This window comes from Aliikangiella sp. G2MR2-5, assembly GCF_015687155.1.
Taxonomy (GTDB): domain Bacteria; phylum Pseudomonadota; class Gammaproteobacteria; order Enterobacterales; family Kangiellaceae; genus Aliikangiella.
Genome location: NZ_JADPQF010000008.1, coordinates 103,516 through 125,320 on the forward strand (window position 1 = coordinate 103,516; position 21,805 = coordinate 125,320).

Sequence of the window (21,805 nt, forward strand, 5' to 3'; positions counted from 1 at the left end):
AGTTATGAATGCATCACAAACTCAAAACTCCAGAGCTTCTTATGCTTCGAAGGCCTTTGATTTTCGCTTCTCAGCCTATCTATTGGCAGCTCTGTTCTTGTTGGTTTTCAGTGTTATCTTTGCAACAGGCAGTGGCAGTATCGAGTTAAGTTCTCAACAAGTTTTTGATGCCTTGTTTGTATGTAGTCAAGGAGCTGTGGGCTGTGATATTAGTGCTGTCAACTATCAGATATTGTGGGAGATTCGTCTACCTCGAATTATCATGGCAATGATCACTGGTGCGGGCCTTTCCGCTAGCGGTGCCATATTGCAATCAGTTACACGAAATCCATTAGCAGATCCTTATCTTTTTGGCATTTCTTCCGGGGCTTCTCTGGGGGCTGTAATTGTGATGGCTGCGATATCATCTGCGATTATTTCGATAACTGCCGGCGCGTTAATTGGCGGGGCCTTGTCGGTGGTATTAATGCTAGCTCTAGCCGGTAAGTCTGCAACTCAGGTAGAAAAATTACTACTCTCGGGAGTTGCGGTATCCTTTATGCTAAGTGCATTTACCAGTCTGACGCTTTACTATTCGAGTCCGGAAACTGCGGCTTCTTTACTCTATTGGATGATGGGCAGTTTCTCCAATAGTCAATGGTCAGAACTGGGCTTACCCATCATTACACTGTTTCTCGGTGTTGCTACTTTTTTTCTTTATCGCCGCTGGTTAGTTGTCATGCAGGCAGGAGATGAAAGTGCAATCACTTTAGGTATTCCGGTACATCGACTTCGCCTGGGGATGTTGATCGTCTGTTCAGCTATTACTGCTGTTCTGGTGGCTCATGTCGGCGGGATCGGATTTGTCGGATTGATGATACCTCACATTTCTCGATTTATTGTCGGTGCGCAAGTTCATAGAGTTTTGCTGATGTCTCTTGTCATTGGGGCGAGCTTTATGGTCTGGGTTGATGTGGTTGCTCGTTCTTTGCTCGAGCATCAGGTACTGCCGGTCGGAGTGGTTACCTCTGCAATGGGAAGTTTATTCTTCTTTATCATTCTTAAACGTCGCACTCGGTCTTAACGATTTTAGTCAATTCAGGATTTTTTATGTTTCAAGTTTTACCGTTAGACAAAGAAAAGTTAGAGCAAATCCAAGAAAAGATTGATCTAAAAACCAAGCCTAAAGGGGCTTTAGGTGAGTTGGAATCTTTGGCTTTACAGTTGGCGTTAATAACCGGTATAGAAAAGATTGAACTAAAGCAGCCTGTCATGCTTGTCTTTGCCGGGGACCATGGAATTGCTGATAGGGGCGTAAGTATTGCTCCGTCTGAAGTGACTGGGCAAATGGTATTGAATTTTTTATCGGGTGGAGCGGCGATAAACTGTTTTTGTAAGGCCAACCGCCTCTCTATGGAAGTTATTGATGCCGGAATAAAAAGCGAAATCGCGCACCCTCAACTTATCAGTCAGGCATTAGGAGCCGGAACTAAAGATTTTTCTGTTGAGAAGGCAATGACTCTTGAACTCGTTGACAAAGGACTTTCTCTGGGAGCGCAGATTGTTTATCAAAAAGCCGATCAGGGAAGTAATGTTTTTGCTTTTGGTGAAATGGGTATAGGCAATACCTCTTCAGCATCTGCCCTGTTATCTGCCTTTACCGGAATGCCTGCAACCGAGAGTGTTGGTTGTGGTACCGGAATAAATCAGCAAGCTTACAACAAAAAAGTAGCTTTAATAGAGCAAGCATTAGAGCTTCACAAAAAAGAGTTTGCTGATATTAGAACCACCCTGGCTGCTCTCGGAGGCTTTGAAATTCTTCAAATTACCGGAGGAATGCTGGCGGCAGCTGAGCGTGGCAGCGTTATTCTGGTTGACGGATTTATCGCGTCGATTGCGGCAATGGCTGCGATTCGTATTGATGAAAATGTACGAGACTATATGGTATTTTGTCACCAGTCAGAAGAAAAAGCTCATAAAGCATTATTGGCTAATATTCAGGCTAAACCATTGCTGGACCTTGGGCTTAGACTGGGTGAGGGTACTGGCGCCGCGTTAGCTATGCCGCTGTTAAGAGCCGCTGAATGTTTTTACAATGATATGGCCAGTTTCGAAAGCGCAGGTGTGACTGCTGTATGAGAACCATTCGCGCACAACTGAATCTTTTTTTTATTGCTTTGGGATTTTTGACCCGATTACCCGTCCCTGTAAATCTGAATTTCAGCCAGATGAATCTCAACCGCGCCAGCCGCTATTTTTCATTAATAGGCTGGGTCGTGGGCGCGATGTGCGCAGTAATATTTTTTGCCGCCTCTCAACTTTTCCCGCCAGCTCTTGCCGTTGCCATATCAATGTTGTTCGGCTTGTTGTTAACCGGTTGTTTTCACGAAGATGGTCTGGCCGATACATGCGATGGTTTGGGAGGCGGATGGAATGCACAGCAAAAACTTTCTATTATGAAAGATTCGCGAATTGGTACCTATGGAGCGGTAGCCTTGTGGACTGCATTAACCATGAAACTGCTCGCACTTGTTGCACTTGCACAGACAAGTGTTTCTGTTGACTATGCCTCTTATAGCATTGCCAGTCGATTGTTTGGTTCAGAGGTTGAGCTGAATTTTGCTTTGCTCGCTCTTCTTGTTGCTCATCCGCTAAGTCGCGCACTCTCGACGACGCTAATATATTTTTTGTCCTATGTAAGTGGTAGTGAAAAAAGTAAAGTAAAACCTCTTGCAGAGAAAATTAACCTGCTAGATATTGTGCTTTCAATTTTTATTGGCGGACTTTCTCTTTTTCTTGTGCCTGAGTTTGCTATTCATATTCTTGTGGCGTGTATCATGGTTACCTTTTTGTGGAGTGTTTGGCTTAAGAGACAAATTGGAGGTTTTACCGGAGATGCGCTCGGGGCGACTCAACAGCTTAATGAGTTATCAATATACCTGACAATAATTGCGATGGGGGCCTCATGATTCATTTAGTTTTAGGTGGAGCTCGAAGCGGCAAGAGTCGTTTTGCCGAAGCAACCATTAAAAAAACTGCTGAAGAGTCAAACAAGCGCGTAACCTACATTGCAACAGCCTCTGCCGGTGATGACGAGATGAGAGTGCGAATAGAACGTCACAAAAGTCAACGTCCGAATGACTGGAGACTGATCGAAGAGCCGTTAAAAGTTGCCGAGGTTATTCGTTCGTGCTCGCACAACGATTTGCTCTTGATTGACTGTTTGACGTTATGGTTGAGTAACTGGTTGTGTGAAGGCTCTCTGGATGATTTTGAAGAAGCAAAACGTTCACTGCTCGCATCTTTGAAGTCGACTGAAGCAGGTGTGGTTCTTGTATCCAATGAAGTAGGAAGTGGCATTGTTCCTCTGGGCGAACTAAGTCGTGATTTTGTCGATCAGGCTGGCTGGTTAAATCAGGCTATTGCTGCAATGGCAGATAAAGTGAGTTTAATTGTCGCCGGGTGCGAAGTTCCACTGCAACCTTTTGAACAAGCCAAGATAAATTAACTGTTTAATTTTTATAAGAATATTTACGAATAATGAATACTGAAATTTTTCTCATTCGACACGGTGAACCTGTATTAACCGGAGCGTTGCTCGGTTCTACTGATTCTCCATTAAGTCAGAATGGTTGGACGCAACTAGAGACGGCATTCAAAAATATCGAAGATATCGATTTACTTGTTAGTAGTCCTCTCAGTCGCTGTGCTGCTTTTGCTCAGTATTATGCTGATGAAAATAGTCAGTTACTGCATATAGAAGAAGATTGGAGAGAGTGTCATTTCGGTGACTGGGACGGGCAAACCTACCAAAGTCTTCATCAAAAATATCCTCAAGAAGTTGCCCGTTTCTTTTCAGTACCTGCAGTTCAGACTCCGCCTCAAGGCGAAAGTTTGCTCGACTTTTGTCATCGTGTGGAAAACGCGCTTACATCATTATTGCAGTCTTACCAGGGAAAACGAATTGCGATTCTGACGCATGCGGGAATCATTCGAACATTGGTTGCCTGGTGTTTGAAAATGGATTACACACAAGGCACTCACCTTAGACGTTTTGCCGTTGATTATGCCAGTATGACCCATATTTCTATCTATCATGGTGATAATCTGTTTCCTCAATTGCTGAATCTGAATCAGACTTTTGTGCAGGAAATCTACCCAAAAAGTGTTCCCGTTGTAGCCGAATTAGCGGACTAGTTGCTCATGATTTATTCCGGAAACAACTTGAAAGGTGCTTTGATGATTCAGGGCACAACTTCTGATGCAGGAAAAAGTATTTGTGTCGCGGGTTTGTGCCGAATATTGTACCGACGGGGAATTTCGGTTGCGCCTTTTAAACCGCAAAATATGGCACTCAATAGCGCTGTTACCGCCTCCGGAGGCGAAATCGGTCGCGCTCAGGCACTGCAGGCAGTCGCCTGTGGATTAGAGCCTGCCACCGATTTTAATCCTGTTTTGCTTAAACCCAGTACTGATATGAAGTCTCAAGTGATTATTCACGGCAAGGCGGTAAGTCAGCTAGACGCAAAAACTTTCGGCAATATAAAAGCGCTGGCTTTTGAGCAGGTACTTGAATCTTATCGAAAGCTTAGAGAAAGCTATGATGTAGTTTTAATCGAAGGAGCAGGTAGTCCTGCAGAAATAAATTTAAGAGAAAATGACATCGCGAATATGGGGTTTGCAGAAGCGGTTGACTGTCCAGTAGTGCTTATTAGTGATATAGATCGTGGTGGCGTGTTTGCTCACCTAACGGGAACTGTTAATTTACTTTCGCCTTCTGAACAGGCGCGCATTAAAGGTTTTATTATTAATAAATTTCGAGGACGATTGTCGTTATTGCAATCGGGGGTTGACTGGCTGGAAGAATATAGTCAAAGAAAAGTTTACGGTGTCGTTCCATACCTCAGTGACTTAAAGTTGGACGCGGAAGATGCTATTAACCCTGATAGCTTTCAAAAAAAGTCGACGATAAAAGTAAAGGTGCCGGTCTTAACCAGGATTAGTAATCATACTGATTTTGACCCGCTCAAATGGCACGAACAAGTTGAATTTGAGTTTGTCAGACCCGGTGAAACTCTGCAAGGAGCCGATCTGATTATATTGCCTGGTAGTAAAAGTGTGATAGCAGATATGAAGCATGTGATCGCGCAAGGTTGGGATAAAGATATTGAGAAGCACCTTCGTTACGGCGGCAAGCTTTTGGGTATTTGTGGTGGTTTCCAAATGCTGGGAAATTTAATAGAAGATGAAGAAAAGATTGAAAGCGAAATAACGCATTTTCCAGGTCTTCGACTTTTAGATTTTTCTACCCGTATGCAAGCAGAAAAACAATTGACCAACGTGAGTGGTGAGTGTCACTTACTCTCGGAAAAAGCGACTATCCGAGGTTATGAAATTCATTGCGGAGTCAGCCAAGGTAAGGCTCTGGCAAAACCATTTTGTCGTGTGCGTCAGAAAGATGGCGATTTTTATTCCGATGGTGTGATTTCCGAAGATGGACAAATTGCAGGTACTTATCTGCATGGTCTTTTTGAGCAAGCGGACACACTGCAGTTAATCCTCAAGTGGGTTAGCGGAGAAACTTTTGATGCCAAAAGTTGGAATGATATTCGAGAGTCTGAGCTGGACCGTCTGGCTGATTGTTATGAAGAGTGTCTCGATCTGGATTCTCTATTCACCACGATAGCCTGAACGATTAGAAATTTAGAAAACAGGATAGGAAATATTTATGTCAGAAAATAGCCAACATGATAAAAGCCAGGAAAGTGCTGAACGCGAAGAGAAACATAAACGTAAGTCGCAAAAGCAAAAAGAAAAGGTCGACGCGAAAGTTGCCAAAGCGACCATAGAAAAAGGCGTGATGATAGTTGTTACCGGTAATGGCAAGGGGAAGACAACCTCAGGTTTTGGAACTGTTTGCCGTTGTGTAGGACACGGTTATAAGGCCGCAGTGGTTCAGTTTATCAAAGGCAAATGGGATTGTGGTGAAAGGGACCTGCTGGAAGGTCACGGTGTACCTTTTGCGGTGATGGGTACCGGGTTTACCTGGAATACTCAGGATAGAGCGGGTGATATTGCTGCAGCAGAAGCTGTTTGGACTGAGGCGAAAAAATTTTTAGCCGACCCACAATATCACCTTGTTTTACTCGACGAACTGACCTATATGCTTGGCTATGACTACCTCGATAAAGAAGAGGTTCTGTCGACGATTGCTAATCGTCCAGAGAATCAGTCTGTTGTGGTGACTGGCCGCGGAGCTATTCGTGAGCTGAGAGATATGGCCGATACCGTGAGCGAAGTGAAAGAAGAAAAGCATGCATTTAAGGCCGGAATTAAGGCTCGTAAAGGAGTTGACTGGTGAGGATTTTCCTGGTTTGTTTTTGTCTGTTGTTAGCCACTAACGCTGTTGGTAAAGAAATAAAACGCATAGTAGCGTTATCGCCTCATTCGGTTGAAATGCTTTATGCAATTGGCGCTGGAGATAGAATCGTTGGAACAGTTGAACATGCCGACTTTCCTGAAAAAGCAAAAGAAATTCCACGTATAGGCAACTACGTTGGAGTCAACATTGAAGAGCTGGTAGCGTTAAAACCAGATCTGGTGGTCGGTTGGAAAACAGGTAACAAGCAGTCCGATCTGAAAAAGATAGCATCTCTGGGGTTTGATCTGTTTTACACTCATCCGCTTTCTGTTGCTGAAGTAGGCGAAGACATGCTTCGTCTGGGTAAAAAAGTGGGTAAGGTAAATGAAGCGAACACTGCTGTCGAGAAAATGAATCGTCGCTATCAATCGATCAAACAGAGATTTTCTGATAAAGAGAAAGTCAGAGTCTTTTATCAGCTCTGGTATGACCCTATACGAACAGTTGGACCTGATAGCTGGGTAGAGGCGTTAATCGAAGACTGCAATGGAAAAAATATTTTTGACGATGCATCGACAGATTACCCAATTGTTTCTTTGGAAAGTGTGTTAGCAAAAAATCCACAAACAATTGTTATGGCGAGTCACTCAGAGAAAGTTAAATCGAGACAAATGATCTGGGACAAGTGGAACAATATTTCTGCAGTCAAGCATGAGCAACTCTATGTAATCGACGGTTCCTTGTTGCTAAGAGCAAGTCCGAGAGCTTTAGATGGACTGGAAATGCTTTGCGGTTTGATTGATAAGGCTCGAACGTTTTGAATGAGCAATATTAAAAAGAATTCTTGTGGTAACTGGAAATTAGTTGCTATTAAAGAATGTATTGTCGCTCCGGGTTAGTTTAATCGAGTTTGGAGCGAAGTACTTTTGGGGAAGTTAAGGCAAGGCGGTTCGAGTAAGAATCGAACTAGTAATGGGAAGTGAGCGAAAATCTCACACTGCCCCCGCAACGGTGATAGTGTTTACCGCACTTCAGTCCGGATACCAGCCTGCTTTATTTTTTTGGGAAGACTATAACTCGTCTTCATTTTAAGACACGGTGGGTGTCAGAATATTTAGGTAAAAATGTAATGAAAACAAATCTAGTTGCAGCTTCAGTGATTGCTGCTATCTCTACCTGCTCGGTAAATCTTAAAGCCGATGAAACTCTTGTCGTAACCGCTAACCGCATTCAGCAAAATGCTAATGAAGTGCTTGCCGATATTGAAATTATCAACCGCTCCGATATAGAAAAAATTCGTCCAAGAACTTTGGTTGATTTGCTCGAAACGGTTGCCGGAATCGACGTCGTCAAACGTGGTGGCCATGGGCAAAATTCTTCGATGTTTGTACGCGGAACCAATTTCAATCAAACTCTCATATTAATTGATGGAATTCGTATTGGCTCGGCGACTCTTGGAGAGACGCCTCTTTCTGGAATTGCTGTTAATCAAATTGAAAGAGTAGAAATCATTAAAGGCGCACGCGCAGCCGTTTGGGGAAGCGATGCGATCGGTGGCGTAATCCAGATCTTTACTCGCCGATTCGATTCCGGCGATTATCAGCTTTCTGCCGAAGTGGGAAGTAACAGTTCCGAGGCAAGAACATTGGCGGCCGGATTTGGTGGCGAAAACTTTGCGCATACTTTCTCCTACGCAATGAAGTCTAGCGATGGTATTGACGCCAGAGTGGAGGGGGATGAAGATGAAGACGGTTCAGCTAACGAATCCTATGCGATAAATGGTGATTACCTTTTTGGCGACGCCGGCGAGTTGAAATGGTTGATTCAGAATGATCGCTCCTATTCGGAGTTTGATACCAGTTGGGGAGGGGATAAAACGCGAAGCGATAATGAACTGGCAAGTTTGCGTTATGCGTTAAATATTTCTGGGTGGTCAACCAGTTTTACACTGGCTTCAAGTAAAGATAAATCTTCTACTTTCGACCAGTCAACCGGCAACGACGAGTCCAGTTTGTTCGTTACCAATAAGAAGCAGGCCAGCGTTTTAACCACTACTAAGTTATCTGAAAAATTTAACTTGGTTGTTGGTTATGACTGGTATCAGGACGATATCAGCGAAACGACAACAGCTTTTCCGGTAGAAGAACGTGATACCAACAGCTATATGGCTGGTACAAATTACATTGGTGACGATTGGCTATTTGATCTGGTCGCAAGACACGATGATATCGATGGCGTTGATTCCCGAATTTCGACAAATGCGGCTATCGGTTATCAGTTGGATGAATCTCAGCGTTTAAGCCTGAATTTTAGTCAAGGATTTAAGGCTCCGTCATTTAACGATCTTTATTCTCCGTTTGGCGGCAACCCTGATTTGAAGTTTGAAACTTCTGATAATTATGAGTTGGTTTACAAGGGGGTATTTGACGCTCTTTCCGTAACATCAACGTTTTATCGCTCTGATATCGATAATTTGATCCAATGGGCACCTACCGATGGTATTTGGGCGCCGGAAAATGTTGGTCAGGTAAAAATTAGCGGTGCCACTTTTGATCTGAACTATCGAGTTGAGCAGTTTACTCATGGATTTAATGTGAGTGTTACTGAGCCGGAAGATAAGGCCTCTGGTGAAAGATTGATTCGCAGAGCCAAACTTCAAGCAAACTATGAGATTGTTTACGATAGCGATAACTGGCAATGGGGAGTTCAGGTGAATCATGCGGGTAATCGAGTTGATAGTGGAGAAAAGCTGTCTTCATATACCAAACTGAACCTTACTACCTCTTATCGTTTTAACGAAAAGTTACGTATGCAGCTAAAAATCAATGACTTAACTGAAGAAGAGCCAGTTCAAGTTTCGGGTTATAATCCACTTGAACAGGAGATTTTCCTTTCGGTTACTTACCAAAATTTTTAGTTTGTCGATTAAGGAAAGAAGGGCGTAAACCTATGCCCTTCTTTTTATAAAGCAGGATTAGCTCATTTAAAATGTCATTGATTACTCGATTTTTTGTCGCACGACACGGTGAGACCGAATGGAACCAGTACAAGCGTCTCCAAGGACGACTGGATAGTCCACTTACTGTGGCTGGACAGAGTCAGGCTAGAAATATTGCCAGACAACTGGCAGATTCAAGAATCGAACTTATCGTCAGTTCAACATTAGGTAGAGCGGTCCATACTGCAAAAATATGTCAGCAAGAACTGGCGCAGCAATGGATTCAGGATGAGCAATTGGTTGAAAGAGATTTTGGCGATTGGCAGTCGAGTTTTTTTGATGATTTAGCAGACCAAGTCTTATTTGAATCAGTTTTTTTTCGAGTGACTGAGGATAGTCCTCCCAACGGCGAATCGGGGATTGATTGTGGTGCAAGAATAGAAAATGCGCTCCAGCGGTTAGCCGTCACCAACGTTGAAAAAAGAATTTTGGTTGTTACCCACGGGGATGCGATCCGTTGTTTAATGGATCGACTGCACGCACAGGGACAATGTGATGCTTACAGCCAGTATGGAAACGGTAGAATTTTTTATTTGCAGTTTTGCCACCATCAGCAAGTTTTAAAATTAGTCGATACAGAATAATTTGATGATTATTTTTATTATACCGGCTCTTGCCTTACTACTCGACAGAATATTAGGAGAACCCCGAAAGTATCATCCTTTAGTGGGATTCGGAATACTGGCTAGTAAACTAGAGAAGAATCTTAATAAAGAGGCAAAAAACACCAGGCTAAAGCGTGCTTCGGGAATCTTCGCCTGGGGAATTTTATGTCTTCCACTTCCATTAGTAGCCTATTTTTTACAGCTTTATTTGTTTATGTTCAGTGAACTTATTGGAGTGATTTTTTCATCAGTCTTGCTCTATCTGGCGATCGGCATGAATAGTTTGAACGAACACGCGATGGCAGTCTATTCGCGTTTATCTGAAGACAATATTGATGGTGCAAGAAAAGCGGTGTCTATGATGGTCAGTCGAAAATGTGAAGCTTTGCAGTCAGAGGAAATATCAAGAGCGACGATTGAATCCGTTTTGGAAAACGGACACGATGCGGTTATCGGGTCGCTATTCTGGTTTATGATTGGTGGTGTTCCGTTGGTTATTTTGCATCGACTGGTTAATACTCTGGATGCCATGTGGGGCTATCGTAATAGTCGCTTCAAATCTTTTGGCTGGTTTGCCGCTAAATTTGATGACCTGATGGGCTGGCCTTCGGCTAAGTTAACTGCCATGCTCTATCTTGTGGCTGGAAAAGTAAGACATCTTAAATTTTTTATCAGACTGGCAGCTGTTCAGGCACGCCAGTACAAAAGTCTTAACGGTGGCTGGGCAATGTCGGCTGGTGCATCGGCGCTAAATATTTGTCTTGGTGGTAATGCCGTTTATCATGGCAAAGAGATAATGTCTCCTGCTTTGGGCAGGGGGGACAATCCCGTGGTCCTGCATATTAAAAAAGCTTGTAAGCTGGTCGAGAAAGCAGCATGGTTGTCTGCTTTTTTATGCTTTGTATACGGAGTTGCCGGAGGTTCCTTACTGTGGCACTAACACATGGAGGTCAACTCTCCAATGTAGCAGCCGCTTTCGGGCTTGATGAGGAAGGTTGGCTGGATTTATCTACCGGAATAAGCCCTTATCCGTTTCCTTATCCTGAGCCAATTCCTTCAATTGCGGATAATCTATTCCGGGATCTGCCTCAGGTAAGCGCCGAGTTTTGTTTCGCAGCCTCCAATTACTATGGTACAAAAGACTTGCTGGTAACTGCCGGCAGCCAGCCTGTCATAGCTGCTTTGCCATCGTTGTTGCTTGATGAAAATTCATCGGCTCGAATCTTTATTCCTGAAATTGGTTACAAGGAGCACGAATTCGCCTGGAAAAAAGCGTCTGTCGAAGTCTGTTTTTATCGATCGCTTCCTTCTATTGAACAACTTCAGGAAAAAGACCTGGTGCTCGTTATTAATCCTAATAATCCGGGATGTGACTTCTATGAACCGGAACTGTTGGAAGAGTATCTGCGGAGACTTGGTAAGCTAAACGGCAAACTCATTGTTGATGAAGCATTTATTGATGCCCGAGTGGAAGAGGGACATTCCATGATTCGTGCGCATATGCCAGAGGCGCTAGTCGTATTACGCTCCGTCGGAAAGTTTTTTGGACTGGCCGGTCTGCGCGTCGGGTTTGTCGCGGCAAACCGAAGCTTACTGCAAAAAATTAACGAGTTACTTGGTCCATGGTCGGTCAATGGCCCTGCATTGAAAATTTGTGAGCTGGCACTTACCAATCGAGAATGGCAAGTGTCTCAGCGAAAACGAATTAGGACGCAGAGAGAAAAGTTAATTGCTATCCTGACTCAATATTTTGCATCAGAAAATATTCGCCATGGAGAGTTATTTGTTACTGTGAAAATGGAAGTTGATAAGGCAGCCTGGATCTTTGAGGCTCTTGCGAAACAAAAAATATATATTCGGTTATGTGATGAAAAGGACTGTGTTCGATTTGGACTGGCAACCGATGTTGAGTTACAACGTTTGGAGAAAGCGCTAAGCGATATTGGCTGATTTGTTGATTACTCGGGAACAGTACCTGCGGAAGAAACAGTTATAAACTGACTGAATAATAGTGTCGGGAAAAGAAAAGCATAAAAAATGTAGAGAAAATTATGGTAAATGATTTAAATGAAAGCCAGCCGGACTGGAGAAAACTTGACAAGTTGGGACTCAATTTACAAGCCGTGCTGGACCTAAAAGACTTGCCGGATGATCTACTCGCACAATTAAAACAATGTTGTAATAAAAACGAAGAGTTCAATAAACTGTTACTTGTCGGTCATGCAGGAAAAAAGCTTTGGGAGAAAGTTAAGTACAAAGTTAGCCAGGAAACTCATGCCATCGATCAGTATTCAATGAGTCATGTCGAAAATTTTCTGCAAGACGCGGTCGGCAAAAATAATTTTGAAATGATATTCCCCAGCACTCATTCGGTCGGATTGCAAAAGTTAGGTGAGTTGGCAGGCTGGCATTTTGCCTCGCCATTTAGAGTTGGGATTAATAATCAATGGGGTAGCTGGTATGCCTATCGGGCAGCTGCTCTGGTAAAAGCGAATTGGACAACTAAAATTGAGTCGGAACTTGGTTCACCCTGTTTAAATTGTGAGGAGAAGCCCTGTATTGGTGCCTGCGCCGGTGATGCGCTTGAAGGCGAAGCTTTATCCTTAAATAAATGTCTTGATTATCGCAAGCTCGCAGGTTCTCGTTGTGTAGATCGTTGTCTGGCGCGAATGACATGTCCGGTTGCACATCAGCACCGATACGAGCTGGAGCAGATCCAGTATCACTATGGGCGTTCAATCAAGTTTATTAACAAAGACTAAATTAAAATAATGCTAGTTGTATGAGTAGCTTTTTTGACGTATGCTACCTACTCAAATGGCATTAAATAAGGAATTTACAATGAAGTATCAGGGAAGTTGTCACTGCAAGTCAGTCCAATTCGAATTTGAGGCTAAGGAGATAGAGAGCGCGCTTCAATGTAACTGTTCAATATGTATTCGAAAGAATGCCATTATGTCCAAAACTTACATTGAACCAGCAAAATTTAGTCTGACTCAGGGAAAAGATGCTCTTTCAACCTACCAATGGGGAGATAAGGACGTCAATCATCACTTTTGTAAATACTGTGGAATCCATCCGTTTCACGATCTTGTCGATCAGCCGGGAGCCTACCGGGTCAATTTGGGATGTGTAGAAGGGATTGAGCCCAGACGACTGGCTATTTTTGAATTTAACGGAAGGGATGAGTTGTAGCCCCTTTGTGTGATAGCCAGAGCCAATAATATCGCTCGCCGAAATTGTTTGGTAACGTTGAATATCTTGATGATCTGGTACTCCACCGAATTCGGGCAAACAATTGAACACAATGGCTTTTCTCGACTCTCATTCCAAGCTATGATACGGCAATTTTGTCGTAAAATAGCTAGAAAACCATGCCGAAAGCAAGTGATATCAAACGAGGAATGGCCGTTGAGCATAACGGTAAGTTGTTGTTAATAAAGCAAGTAGAAGTACATAGCCCTACTGCGCGAGGGGCTTCGACACTCTATAAGACTAGATTTAGTGAAATCGGTACTGGAGCTAAAGTTGAGCATACCTTTAAAGGTGATGATATGGTTACTCAGGTCGAGCTCTCACGTCATCCGGTAAGCTTCTCTTATATCGATGGAGACGATTATATCTTCATGGACAATGAAGATTATAGCCAATACAACTTCAAGAAAGACGAAATTGAAGATGAGCTACTATTTATTAATGAGTCAACCGAAGGTTTGACAGTATTGTCCGTCGACGGTAAGCCGGTCGGAATAGAGCTACCGCAGTCGGTTGAAATGGAAATTACTGAAACCGATCCATCAATAAAAGGTGCTTCCGCTTCTGCACGAACCAAGCCCGCCAGATTTGCCACTGGTTTGACTATTCAAGTTCCTGAATATATCAGTACCGGTGAAAAGGTTAAGATTAATGTCGCAGAAAAGAAGTTTATGGGTAGAGCCGAATAAATGAATATCAGAAGAAAACCGGCGAGTTTAATTCCTCAGTTAGGCTACTTCAATGTTGCGGCAGACAAAGTCTCAATATTGGAAAAAACGTCAGAATTCAAGACGAAAATTCTAGCGCTAGTCGCTGCGGCTAAAAAACGAATTTATATGACTGCGCTTTACTTGCAAGACGACGACGCTGGTAAAGAAATTCTGACTGCGATTTATGAAGCCAAACAGAAAAATCCTGAGCTTGATGTAAAAATATTTGTCGATTTTTCACGTGCGCAAAGAGGGTTGATGGGGCATGCGCAAAGTATTGGTAATGTCCGACTTTATCGCGAGTACGCGGCAAAATATGAAAATCCAATTGATGTGCTTGGTGTGCCTGTTAAAAGTAAAGAAATGCTGGGCGTATTACATCTTAAAGGTTTTGTTTTCGATAACACGCTATTTTACAGTGGCGCGTCTCTCAATAATATTTATCTCCAGCAGGAAGAACGCTATCGATACGATCGGTATCATTTGATCGAGTGTAAAAAGCTGGCTGACAGTATGGTTAATTTTCTAAAGAACTATCTGGGTAAAGCTCCGGCTGTTCGATCTCTGTCTGAAGAAGATATTCCAAGCAAGAAGCAGCTAAAGCCTGCGATGAAAATGCTGAAAAAGAATTTGCGAAAGGCGCATTATAAAGTTAAACCTGAAAAAGAGACACTAAGCGGAAAGCAGGTCGCAGTAACCCCATTACTAGGGTTCGGTGGTCGCGCAAACCTGCTAAATCAGACAATTTATGAAATGGTCAGGGATACCGAGCGAACGGTCACCATTTTTACACCCTATTTCAATTTACCTAAGAAAGTTAGTAAAGCGGCTAGAAGAATTTTAAAGAATGGTAAGACGGTGAATATCGTTGTGGGTGATAAAGTCGCCAACGATTTTTATATTCCGGAAGACCAGCCTTTTAATAAAGTCGGCATTGTTCCATACGTTTATGAAACTAACCTAAAGCGCTTTATTAAACGAAACCAAAAATTTGTTAGCGAAGGTTTGTTAAACGTTTACCTATGGCGTCATGACGCTAACAGTTTTCATTTAAAAGGAATGAGTCGGGACGGAGAGTATCATTTGCTCACCGGGCATAATATTAATCCGCGAGCGTGGTCTCTGGATTTAGAGAACGGAGTGTTAGTTCAGGATCCAAATCAACTATTGGAAGATGCATTTGAAAGTGAGTATCAGACCATTCTGACACATACTAAGAGAATCTCTCATTTTAATGATATTGAATCGATAAAAGATTATCCTGAGGCGGCAAAAAAACTGATGAAGAATGTAAAGCGAGCCAAGCTGGATAGTATTCTTAATCGCCTGCTTTGATTTTCCCCGCGGGCTGTCAAACAGCCCGGTTCTTTTATCTCAGTAATATTTCCGGGCTTACCAATGTCGTTTGCTAACGATGTTGTTTGCTAAGAATATTATTCGGTAACAATATTATTCGCTAACAATGCTACATAGCGCTAACAACATGAATGAGTAGCGTTATCCAGTAAGCAATTAGAACCAGTACACTGGCAAAGTAGACATTAAAACGGTTTCTTACGTTGTTACTGGTACAGTGAACATAACTATGAATATATCGTAAGACAACATATATCCAGGCGGTATAAAGAAAAACACTGGATTCTATATTCAATATCATGGTCAGTACGACTGCCAGATAAAAGTGAATGGGCGTTTCAAATAAATTTTGAAAATTTCTCGACAGCTTTCTAATGTTTTCCGGTTCGCTTCCATCAGTATCACGATATAGCTTGTAATAGTTGATATCGACCTTTCTCGATTTTGCAGCTTTAAACCTCCTGAACCCCATGTTAAAAAGAATGAATATCGTCAGAATAACAAGGGCAAATGCCGGAAAAAATAGCTGAATATGAAAGTTGTTCATCGTTAGTCCTATTCAAATTAATCAGAGAATGATGTTAGAGGGATTTGAAGACTGGGTAAAGAGGAATTGGTGACAAGAAAATGAGTCGAAAGCGACAGTTTGAAATTTGTCTGAGTTAAATAAGTGATAATGGTAACTAACAGCAGGATGCCAGGGTCAGAACACCTTTTTTAGAATCGCTTTCTTCAGTTTTTAGGGCTAACGAATAAAATACGAGCTTGAATTGATCAATGCTTGGCCAAAACCTCCAGTGTCAAACCATTAAAAGTAACTACTTCGCCACCATGTTCTTTAGAAAATTTTGCGGCATCATTGACACTAATAAAGGTTGCGAGGGTTCCTCCCATTGAGCCTTTTAGATCGGAGCCCAAAACATAGAAGGCATCGCGCGCTGAAATCAAATGCTCATCATCTGGGGAATTCCATGGTGTTTTCGCCATATCGTGAACGTACATTTCGATAACGTTGTGTTGATTTTCAGGCTGCAGGTACCAAAAAATGAGTTCTTTGGTTGAACAAAACTTTTTTGCTTGCTTGCTTCGTTTATCAAAAGCTTGCCCCTTGGGACCTTCGAAACGGGAAATGACCATGCCGCAAACGTGGCATTCGTCGCTCTTCTCAAAAGCAACAGGGTCAAGTTTAGCCGGTGTTTTGTCGGATTGGCCACACGCTGAGAGCAAAAAGCTAAAAATTCCTACAAGTGCAAGCTTGGCGAGGTTAGACATTATTTCTCCTTTCTTTGTTGCAAGTTGATTAAATAGGGCGTTTCGTTAGACGGTAGTAGGCCAGGGTAAAAGGAACAATGATCCAGATCGTCATACTGACAAAGAGTTCCGTTAGGGTAAAGGACTGCTCACTGGCAATGCTGAGCAAGCCGGTTCCATTTGAGTCGAATCCGACAAGGTTAACCAGGCGGAAAATATCAGTTGGATTGAATAGCAATAGATAAGGAAAAACTTCTGCTTGTACCTGACCTTCCGTTGCTACTAATATTCCCAATAGACCCATATCGTAGATCAACACAAAGAAAAACCAGATAATTAATGCAAGTCCCGCTGCTTTCGATTTTTCACTTACCCAGCTACTCACCAAATAAGAGAGACTGATAAAAATCATGCCAAGAAGAATGGCAGAGGCGATAAAAAGTCCAAAGGCGCTCAGTAGTTCCGAAACATCGACAGCGTCTGCGAAAAAAGCAATTATCAAGCCTGCACTACCAAAGCCCGCGATTGTTGATATGGCTAAAATAGCTGTATGTCCCATAAGTTTACCCAGTAGCAATTCGCCTCTGGTTAAAGGATAGGTTAACAGCAATAATAAAGTTCCGTCTTCGTCTTCTCCGACAATGGCGTTGTATGATAATAGTAATGCTATCAGGGGAAGAAGAAATACATTAAGACTCGAAAGACTTACAATGGTATTGGCTACCGAGCTAAAACCAATAGTACCGACAGAGGCTGAGCCAAACCAGGAAAGTCCAGAAGCAAAAACCGCGAAAATCACGGTAATAGCTACTAGCCAGCGATTTCTAAGTCCATCTTTAAATTCTTTTTGAGCAATAGCGATACTGGCTTTCATTAGTGACTTCCTCTGCTATTGAGTGGTGAACGTTTCTCCTGTGTCTGACCAGTTGAGCTCTCGGGGAAATCGATAACCTGATGATCCTGCTCGATAAAATATTTATATAGCTGTTCGAGACTCGGTGGTCTTGTATCCAGATTTTGAATACCGGGCAGATTGGTCAGCGTCTTTAACGCCGACATTTTTTCTTTTGCGGTTAATGAGATCAGGAATTGGCCATCATCGTCTGCAAGAACTTTTCTACCTAGCTTGTTTTCAATTTCTTCGAAATCGAAACAACCCTGAAATGCTATTTGCGTTTCCAAGTGGGTGAGCCGGCGAAGTTCTTCTATCGACCCGTAGGCTTTCAACTGACCCTGTGACAAAATAGCGGCCTTGTCGATATGCTTCTCTACCCCAGGTAGAACATGAGAGCAGAGAATTATTGAGCAGCCTTTGTTTTTTAATTCATCAACGATTACATAGAACTCCTGGGTTGCGATGGGATCCAGACCAACTGTTGGTTCATCCAGTAATAGTAGAGACGGCTCAGTTAATAGCGCCTGAGCAAGTCCCAATCTTTGCTTCATTCCTTTGGAGTAGGTTTTAACTTTACGATTACTGGCAGCAGTTAGTCCGACCTGACTCAATAATTCCTGACATCGATTTTTAGATACTTTTTTCAGCCGGGCAAAAAATTCTAGAACTTCCCTTCCGGTGAGTTGTTGATAAAAGGAAACATTTTCAGGAAGAAAACCGAGGCGGTAACGATGATGACTAAAATCTGAGTCGGCAGGTTTATTACCGAAAACTTCGATGCTACCACTGCTCGGCTTAACAAGACCGAGAATTATTTTCATTGTTGTCGTTTTGCCGGCGCCATTATGGCCGAACAGTCCAAGTACTTCACCTTGTTCCAGAGTTAGGTCGAGTCCCTTAAGAACAGACAGTTTGCCAAAGGACTTTTTTACATTTGATAATTTAATAACGCTCAATGGTTCGCTCCTCAGAACAAGCTTGGCCTATGTTTTTGTTATTGTTGATGTATAGACATAAATGCTTTAATTATTGGCTAAGTTTACGCCGTTACTTTCCGACTGTGATTGACTAAAATCATTTTTCATCAAAGGGTAGCTGTCTTTTATTCCCTGAGATTTAAGAATCGGAAATTCTTTTTGTACCCATTTTAATGTTTGGATTGCCGGACTGTTTATTAATACATTCGCCGCAGGATATTTCCACAGTACTTTATCGATGCCGTCATTTGGTTCAAAGGGTTCGTCGCCAATGCCGTCATTGTTTCTATCCCATCCCTGATAATCGCTCCAGAAATTGCCACGTCCATCATGCGACCATTCAACTTCACGGTTGGCAACGTATTTAACCTGGCGCTTATTTTGAACAAAGTAGTTACCGTAGATATTATTGCCTTCCGAGCCTGCGGTTAAATGTATACCAATTTCACCGCCTTTAAACAGATTTCCTTCCACCTCATTAAACGGCGCGTTGTACATGAAAATTGCTTTGCCTTCCGCTCCAGAAATATATTGTTCACCGCCAGGGCCCTGTTGTTGATGAACGTTCAGAATTTTATTTCCTTTTATAGTCGAGTAGGAAATGTAGTTCATCAGAATGCCGTAATTGGTATCATTCTTCGAAGTGTTATTGATAACCGTTAAATACTTCGATTGCATTAAGGCATAAGCGGTACGGGTGTTGAAGGTGCGATTGTCTTTTACCAGGTTAGAGTAAGAATACATGTAGTGTATTCCGTATCTAAGGTTGTGTAGATAATTGCCGATCAATTCATTTTTGTTGCTGGTATCAATGTAAATACCATCACGTGTGTGCCACACTTCATTATTTTCAACGAGAGTGTCGCTCACGTTAAAAAGGTGAATGCCGTTACCTCTGTCTTGCGAGCGAATGTCAAGATTACCCTCAACTTTGTTGTTAATAATTCTGGCGCCTGTTGTTGAGTCCAGCCAGACACCAAAGGTATCACCTTTAAAATAGTTGTTGTCGACTTTTAAATTTGTTGCTGTTTTTTCAGCGAAGATGCCCGCATTCATGTCTGTAAGGTTGTCACCCCAATTTAAAATATTGCAGTTCTTGATGACGACATTTTCTGCGATGATTCTTAAAGTATCTTTTTGATGATTGCCATCCAGAGTTGCTTGATTTTGACAATTGATGGTAACAGGGGTTTTGACCTGGAAATTCCCCAGGTATATACCTGGAGCGAGTAATATTTCAGTGTTTGCCTTGATATTGTTCAACGCATGGAATAAATCTTCGCTAGAAGCGATGTTTACAATTCCCGCCTGAACCTGACAGGCCAGTGAAAAAGTTATGAGTGCGAGTAGTTTTTTCATTTTTAGCATCTGTTGCAATTTTTTTTGCTAGAAAGAAAGTTATTTTTGTTGTTGTTTCTTTAACTTCTTTCTGAGTATGCCTCTCCCTTCAAGCAGTACCTAAAGGGAGAGGAAGTAGAAATGCTGATAAGTCTATGCTTTTTCTACAATCATTCTGCCACGCATTTCCATGTGCAATGCGTGACAGAACCAGTGACAGTAGTACCAGAACACTCCGGGTTTATCTGCCTTAAAGGTGATTGATGAAGTCGCTTGTGGACCAATCTCCATGCTTGCGCCATGTTGACACATTGCAAAACCATGAGTGACATCTTCTACCTGGTCAAGGTTAGTAATACATACGGTAACAGTATCACCTTGCTTAACATTGAACTCTGTCATTCCAAAGTTTGGCGCAATAGAAGTCATATAAACACGAACTCTATTGCCGTCACGTATCACTTTATTGTCAGTTTCCAGCGTAACGCCATCACGTTTAGCCTGAGCAACTGTTTCTGCAAAAATAGGGTCATCGCGAGTCCAAAGTTTTTTAGGTTTCACTTTACTGCGATGAACGATCATGCAGTCATGCGGTTCAGCAAATGTTGGGCCGTCATGAACCAATTTCATTTCTTCACCTGAAATATCAATTAGCTGATCATTTTCGGCGCGAAGAGGTCCGGTTGGCAGGAAGCGATCTTTAGAGAACTTACATAAAGAAACCAGATATTTACCATCAGCATCACGAGTTTCACCCATTGTCGTGTGGTTGTGGCCGGGCTGGTAATGTACATCCAGTTTTTGTTTGATGTAGTTAACTTTCTTTCCGTTGTATGCTTCAATTGCTTTCTTCACATCCCACTTTACAATTTGGCTATCCAGGAAGAGGGTGGTGTAAGCATTTCCACGACCGTCAAATGCTGTGTGAAGTGGTCCTAAACCAAGCTCAGGTTCACCGACAATCGCATCACGCTCCTTGATTTTTCCAGCAAACAGATCGGGGAGCTTTTTGATGGAAACGATGGTTACTGTTGGAGATAGCTTACCATTGGCAACAAAATATTCACCATCCGGTGAGGTGTTACATCCGTGGGGACTTTTAGGTACAGGAATATATTTTGTGTAGGCGCTATTGGCTTTCTTCCGACCATCAACAACCGGAACTTTTGAATCTCCAATCGTTTGGAACTTACCCGCTTTGATCGCTTTTTCAATGGAATGAATATCAAATACTACAAGCCAGTCTCGTTCATTGCGCATTGTTTCAGCCAGAGTCACACCTTCTTCCGAGTTGTAGCAGGTGGCAGCAGCAAATCGACCGGTGTAATCTGCGTCCGTATTGTCCAGGTTACCGTCAACAATGACCTGGAATGCCATTTCCATTTTCTCTGCGTCGATTACATTGAACATGGTGAAGTACTTGGTTGGATCATTCAGATCGCGCCCATCATTCGGTTGCGGAATGCGGAATTCGCCATTGCAGAAAACATATTTGGTATGTGGTACTTTTTGAACACGCAATCCATGGATTGCCTGGACGTTGGGAATGGTCAACATTTTATCGGTTTTCATCACATCGCAACGGATGCGGGCAACACGCGTATTGAGTTTATCGTTAATGAAAACATATTTACCGTCATAACGACCGTCGGTCATACTCATATGTGGATGGTGCGCGTCACCGCAAAGTACATCGGCACTATCGCCTTTAATGCGTTTGGACTCATCGGTTAACCCCCAGCCAGTTGCTGACTCAGTGTTAAATACCGGAATTCGCATTAATTCACGCATTGATGGCAAACCTAATATTCTAACTTCACCCGAATGACCTCCGCTCCAAAATCCGTAGTACTCATCCAGTTCGCCGGGGCCGACATTATGTTTCGCATCGTGACGCGCTTTATCGGCAGCTTGTGCAAATTGAGCCGGAGTCATTACACCGGTTAAGCCCAGACCAGCAACACCTGCTGCTCCGGCGGCTGACGCGCCAAGAAAACCACGGCGACTAATGCCTTTCTTGGTTTCTTCTTGCTCTATTGTTTTGGTTTTCTCGTCCATATTACTCTCCTATGATTTAGTA

The 21,805-nt window shown here is 42.7% G+C and carries 22 protein-coding genes and 1 riboswitch; of the genes, 16 read left to right on the forward strand and 6 right to left on the reverse strand.

Annotation, left to right across the window (positions count from 1 at the left end):
• The first annotated feature begins 4 nt into the window (after nt 1-4).
• From IYN84_RS19630 to pssA, 16 genes are all read left to right on the forward strand, one after another.
• Nucleotides 5-1,063 (forward strand): iron ABC transporter permease, encoded by a 1,059-nt coding sequence (locus IYN84_RS19630; RefSeq protein ID WP_196140976.1) that lies wholly within the window; start codon nt 5-7, stop codon nt 1,061-1,063.
• 26 nt (nt 1,064-1,089) lie between these two features.
• The gene (cobT, locus tag IYN84_RS19635) at nt 1,090-2,118 is read left to right on the forward strand and encodes a nicotinate-nucleotide--dimethylbenzimidazole phosphoribosyltransferase (RefSeq protein WP_196140977.1); all 1,029 of its coding nucleotides are present in this window, start codon (nt 1,090-1,092) and stop codon (nt 2,116-2,118) included.
• On the forward strand, nt 2,115-2,948 hold the full coding sequence (locus tag IYN84_RS19640) for an adenosylcobinamide-GDP ribazoletransferase (protein ID WP_196140978.1): 834 nt from the start codon (nt 2,115-2,117) through the stop codon (nt 2,946-2,948). Before cobT ends, IYN84_RS19640 begins: the two co-directional genes overlap by 4 nt.
• A complete protein-coding gene (cobU, locus tag IYN84_RS19645; RefSeq protein ID WP_196140979.1) occupies nt 2,945-3,487 on the forward strand; it encodes a bifunctional adenosylcobinamide kinase/adenosylcobinamide-phosphate guanylyltransferase in 543 nt (180 codons plus the stop codon). The genes IYN84_RS19640 and cobU overlap by 4 nt, the downstream gene beginning before the upstream one ends.
• 32 nt (nt 3,488-3,519) lie before the next feature.
• Nucleotides 3,520-4,176 carry a histidine phosphatase family protein gene (locus tag IYN84_RS19650; RefSeq protein WP_196140980.1) on the forward strand — a complete coding sequence of 219 codons (657 nt, stop codon included), beginning with the start codon at nt 3,520-3,522 and terminating at the stop codon, nt 4,174-4,176.
• Between the two features lie 6 nt (nt 4,177-4,182).
• Entirely contained in the window at nt 4,183-5,670 is a 1,488-nt protein-coding gene (locus IYN84_RS19655) for a cobyric acid synthase (protein ID WP_196140981.1), read from the forward strand.
• Nucleotides 5,671-5,707: 37 nt separating this feature from the next.
• A complete protein-coding gene (gene cobO, locus IYN84_RS19660; protein ID WP_196140982.1) occupies nt 5,708-6,340 on the forward strand; it encodes a cob(I)yrinic acid a,c-diamide adenosyltransferase in 633 nt (210 codons plus the stop codon).
• Nucleotides 6,337-7,161, forward strand: coding sequence for a cobalamin-binding protein (locus tag IYN84_RS19665; protein WP_196140983.1), 825 nt, complete (start codon nt 6,337-6,339; stop codon nt 7,159-7,161). Before cobO ends, IYN84_RS19665 begins: the two co-directional genes overlap by 4 nt.
• Before the next feature lie 108 nt (nt 7,162-7,269).
• A riboswitch (cobalamin riboswitch) is annotated at nt 7,270-7,407 on the forward strand.
• Between the two features lie 62 nt (nt 7,408-7,469).
• Complete coding sequence (locus tag IYN84_RS19670; RefSeq protein WP_196140984.1) at nt 7,470-9,257, forward strand: TonB-dependent receptor domain-containing protein; 1,788 nt, start codon at nt 7,470-7,472, stop codon at nt 9,255-9,257.
• Nucleotides 9,258-9,328: 71 nt separating this feature from the next.
• Nucleotides 9,329-9,922, forward strand: a complete 594-nt coding sequence (locus tag IYN84_RS19675) for a histidine phosphatase family protein (protein WP_196140985.1) — start codon at nt 9,329-9,331, stop codon at nt 9,920-9,922.
• A gap of 4 nt (nt 9,923-9,926) precedes the next feature.
• Nucleotides 9,927-10,883, forward strand: a complete 957-nt coding sequence (gene cbiB, locus IYN84_RS19680; RefSeq protein ID WP_196140986.1) for an adenosylcobinamide-phosphate synthase CbiB — start codon at nt 9,927-9,929, stop codon at nt 10,881-10,883.
• Nucleotides 10,874-11,893: a threonine-phosphate decarboxylase gene (locus IYN84_RS19685; protein WP_196140987.1), complete on the forward strand. Its 1,020-nt coding sequence runs from the start codon at nt 10,874-10,876 to the stop codon at nt 11,891-11,893. The genes cbiB and IYN84_RS19685 overlap by 10 nt, the downstream gene beginning before the upstream one ends.
• Before the next feature lie 101 nt (nt 11,894-11,994).
• On the forward strand, nt 11,995-12,705 hold the full coding sequence (locus IYN84_RS19690; protein ID WP_196140988.1) for a hypothetical protein: 711 nt from the start codon (nt 11,995-11,997) through the stop codon (nt 12,703-12,705).
• A gap of 79 nt (nt 12,706-12,784) precedes the next feature.
• Nucleotides 12,785-13,138, forward strand: coding sequence for a GFA family protein (locus IYN84_RS19695; protein WP_196140989.1), 354 nt, complete (start codon nt 12,785-12,787; stop codon nt 13,136-13,138).
• A 179-nt stretch (nt 13,139-13,317) separates the two neighbouring features.
• Nucleotides 13,318-13,887 carry an elongation factor P-like protein YeiP gene (gene yeiP, locus IYN84_RS19700; protein WP_196140990.1) on the forward strand — a complete coding sequence of 190 codons (570 nt, stop codon included), beginning with the start codon at nt 13,318-13,320 and terminating at the stop codon, nt 13,885-13,887.
• Nucleotides 13,888-15,243: a CDP-diacylglycerol--serine O-phosphatidyltransferase gene (gene pssA / locus IYN84_RS19705; RefSeq protein ID WP_196140991.1), complete on the forward strand. Its 1,356-nt coding sequence runs from the start codon at nt 13,888-13,890 to the stop codon at nt 15,241-15,243.
• A 130-nt stretch (nt 15,244-15,373) separates the two neighbouring features.
• Here pssA and IYN84_RS19710 read toward each other — a convergent pair whose 3' ends face one another.
• The 6 genes from IYN84_RS19710 to nosZ form a co-directional block, all read right to left on the reverse strand.
• Nucleotides 15,374-15,811: an MAPEG family protein gene (locus IYN84_RS19710; protein ID WP_196140992.1), complete on the reverse strand. Its 438-nt coding sequence runs from the start codon at nt 15,809-15,811 to the stop codon at nt 15,374-15,376.
• A gap of 227 nt (nt 15,812-16,038) precedes the next feature.
• Nucleotides 16,039-16,536 (reverse strand): nitrous oxide reductase accessory protein NosL, encoded by a 498-nt coding sequence (locus tag IYN84_RS19715; protein ID WP_196140993.1) that lies wholly within the window; start codon nt 16,534-16,536, stop codon nt 16,039-16,041.
• Between the two features lie 28 nt (nt 16,537-16,564).
• Nucleotides 16,565-17,389: an ABC transporter permease subunit gene (locus tag IYN84_RS19720; RefSeq protein ID WP_196140994.1), complete on the reverse strand. Its 825-nt coding sequence runs from the start codon at nt 17,387-17,389 to the stop codon at nt 16,565-16,567.
• Nucleotides 17,389-18,366, reverse strand: a complete 978-nt coding sequence (locus tag IYN84_RS19725; protein WP_196140995.1) for an ABC transporter ATP-binding protein — start codon at nt 18,364-18,366, stop codon at nt 17,389-17,391. The genes IYN84_RS19720 and IYN84_RS19725 overlap by 1 nt, the downstream gene beginning before the upstream one ends.
• 66 nt (nt 18,367-18,432) lie before the next feature.
• Nucleotides 18,433-19,746 (reverse strand): nitrous oxide reductase family maturation protein NosD, encoded by a 1,314-nt coding sequence (locus IYN84_RS19730; protein WP_196140996.1) that lies wholly within the window; start codon nt 19,744-19,746, stop codon nt 18,433-18,435.
• Between the two features lie 132 nt (nt 19,747-19,878).
• The gene (gene nosZ / locus IYN84_RS19735) at nt 19,879-21,783 is read right to left on the reverse strand and encodes a TAT-dependent nitrous-oxide reductase (protein ID WP_196140997.1); all 1,905 of its coding nucleotides are present in this window, start codon (nt 21,781-21,783) and stop codon (nt 19,879-19,881) included.
• Nucleotides 21,784-21,805: the final 22 nt, after the last annotated feature.